Annotated in this window: 1 pseudogene; it reads left to right on the forward strand. The window is 56.0% G+C overall.

Annotated features, from left to right (window positions below):
* Positions 1–93: 93 nt before the first annotated feature.
* Positions 94–492, forward strand: a pseudogene (locus DW49_RS01000000128920) (type I restriction endonuclease subunit R); the annotation flags it as partial.
* Between the last annotated feature and the right edge of the window lie 88 nt (positions 493–580).

Here is a 580-nt window from a genome sequence, read left to right on the forward strand (position 1 = left end):
GTACCTGCCAAAGGTCTATGTGTAGCGGCTTGCAATCAAAAACAGCCGTGCTCGCAATCAGCGCCTTTTTCGGCTCAGATTAACTGCGCCGCGGTCGATGAAGCTCACCGTAGCCAGTACGACTTCCTCGCAGCTTTTATGCGCGCCAGTTTGCCCAATGCGAAGTTCATTGCCTTCACCGGCACACCGTTGCTGCAAGAGGACAAACACACGCTGGGAGAGTTTGGCGGTGGCGAGTACATCGACGAATATCGCCTGCATGAAGCGGTAGCGGATGGCGCAACCCTGCCGATCAAATACCAGGATGCCTGGGTGGCGCTTTCGGCTAATGCTGATCTGGATGCCGCGTTCAAAAAGCAGTTCGCCGACCAGAGTGAAGTTCGCCAGCACGAGTTAAAGCGTGAGCTGCTGCGCCGCTGGCGTCAGGCCGGTGACCGTATGGAGCAGGTCGCCGAGCATTTGGTCGAGCATTTCCTCAGCAGCGTAAAGGCCTGTTGTCGCTGACCGAAAACTGACCCAGTAGAGGCTGTTCTGCCGACTGAAAACTGACCCAGGTGTTCAACTGCTTCTGCTCACTTTT

This window comes from Pseudomonas avellanae BPIC 631 (genome assembly GCF_000444135.1).
Lineage (GTDB): Bacteria > Pseudomonadota > Gammaproteobacteria > Pseudomonadales > Pseudomonadaceae > Aquipseudomonas > Aquipseudomonas avellanae.